Source organism: Trinickia sp. (assembly GCF_036503415.1).
Lineage (GTDB): Bacteria > Pseudomonadota > Gammaproteobacteria > Burkholderiales > Burkholderiaceae > Trinickia.
Genome location: NZ_DASXWY010000115.1, coordinates 1 through 2,378 on the forward strand (window position 1 = coordinate 1; position 2,378 = coordinate 2,378).

The following is a 2,378-nucleotide window of genomic DNA, read 5'->3' on the forward strand; positions in this document are numbered from 1 at the left end:
CTTCTCCCGAAGTTACGGGGGCATTTTGCCGAGTTCCTTAACCATGGTTCTCTCGATCGCCTCGGTATTCTCTACCTGATCACCTGAGTCGGTTTGGGGTACGGGCGGCGCATGGCTCGCTAGAGGTTTTTCTTGGCAGCAGAGGATCACCCACTTCGCCACAACTGGCTCCGCGTCAGATCTCACACCCCCAGACTGAACTGGGTGGACGGCGGATTTGCCTACCGTCGCATGCTACGTCCTTGCCCGTGGACCACCATCGCCACGGTTGGGCTACCTTCCTGCGTCACCCCATCGCTTGGCTACTGCCAGTTCGGGTCGTGCGCTCCACCTCCGTCGTCCCGAAGGATCGCTGGAGGCTTTGGGCACTTAGCATCACTGGGTTCGCCATGGGCGCTGTTTCGCCGGTACGGGAATATCGACCCGTTGTCCATCGACTACGCCTGTCGGCCTCGCCTTAGGTCCCGACTTACCCAGGGCAGATTAGCTTGACCCTGGAACCCTTGATCATCCGGCGGACGGGTTTCTCACCCGTCTTTCGCTACTCATGCCTGCATTCTCACTCGTGTAGGCTCCACCGCTGGTTTACACCGCGACTTCACCGCCCACACGACGCTCCCCTACCCATCCACACTCCTGAACCACAAAGGCTTGGAAAATATGTGAATGCCACAACTTCGGCGGTGTACTTGAGCCCCGCTACATTGTCGGCGCGGAATCACTTGACCAGTGAGCTATTACGCACTCTTTTAAGGATGGCTGCTTCTAAGCCAACCTCCTGGTTGTCTTCGCAACTCCACATCCTTTCCCACTTAGCACACGCTTAGGGGCCTTAGTTGGTGGTCTGGGCTGTTTCCCTCTCGACTATGAAGCTTATCCCCCACAGTCTCACTGCTGCGCTCTCACTTACCGGCATTCGGAGTTTGGCTGACGTCAGTAACCTTGTAGGGCCCATTAGCCATCCAGTAGCTCTACCTCCGGAAAGAAACACGCAACGCTGCACCTAAATGCATTTCGGGGAGAACCAGCTATCACGAAGTTTGATTGGCCTTTCACCCCTACCCACAGCTCATCCCCTCCATTTTCAACTGAAGTGGGTTCGGTCCTCCACGACGTCTTACCGTCGCTTCAACCTGGCCATGGGTAGATCACTTCGCTTCGGGTCTAGATCACGCCACTGCAACGCCCTGTTCAGACTCGCTTTCGCTACGGCTTCCCCACACGGGTTAACCTCGCGACGTAACACTAACTCGCAGGCTCATTCTTCAAAAGGCACGCCGTCACAACTACAAGGCTGCTCCGACGGATTGTAAGCACACGGTTTCAGGTACTGTTTCACTCCCCTCCCGGGGTACTTTTCACCTTTCCCTCACGGTACTGGTCCGCTATCGGTCATTAGGGAGTATTTAGGCTTATCAGGTGGTCCTGACAGATTCGCACGGGATTTCTCGGGCCCCGTGCTACTTGGGATACTCTCACAGGCGGTACAAACACATTACGGTTACGGGACTAACACCCTCTCTGGCCGGCCTTTCAAAACCGTTCACCTATGCGCGCACATCACACCCCACCAGCCCGGCAGAACTGGTATGGAAAGTCCCACAACCCCGACCATGCAACGCCCGCCGGCTATCACACATGGAACGGTTTAGCCTGATCCGCGTTCGCTCGCCACTACTAACGGAATCACTGTTGTTTTCTCTTCCTGCGGGTACTGAGATGTTTCACTTCCCCGCGTTCCCCCCACGCACCCTATGTGTTCAGGTACGGGTCACCAGGCAACTCGCGCCCCTGGCGGGGTTTCCCCATTCGGACACCCTGGGATCACAGTCCGGTTATCGACTCCCCCAGGCTTATCGCAGATTCCTACGTCCTTCTTCGGCTCCTACTGCCAAGGGATCCACCGTGTGCTCTTAAAAACTTGACCACAAAGATCAAAAACTAATTTTCGAGAGAACCACGAAAACCAACCACACCCCAACACCCCAAAAGGGCATCAACAGCGCAGCCAGATCCAGGTTCATATTCTTGGAAATTGCTTCTTATACAAGATGCTCGCGTCCACTATGTAGTTCTCAAACAACAACCCCAAACCACACACCCCACACACACAAACATGCGCGGACCGTCATGGCCAGGAAAACCAGAAACAAACAAGTACCAGGGAAACCCCCGGTCCTGTTGCCTCAGGACCCAACAGTGTGCCAAACACGAAAACCACCACATCACCACGCCCACCGTTCCAGAACCCCGCAAAGGGGTTCGTACTAGGAAAGACACGACAACACAACGGCCGCTATTTGTTGATATTCCACCCATGAGCACCCGCCGCAGAACAATCGTCTGCGCAACGGGCTTGCTTCCTGACAACCCCAACC

Annotated in this window: 1 rRNA gene; it reads right to left on the reverse strand. The window is 55.6% G+C overall.

The features are described 5' to 3' along the window. Nucleotides 1-1,927, reverse strand: a 23S ribosomal RNA gene (locus VGL01_RS15055); the annotation flags it as partial. Nucleotides 1,928-2,378 lie beyond the last annotated feature (451 nt).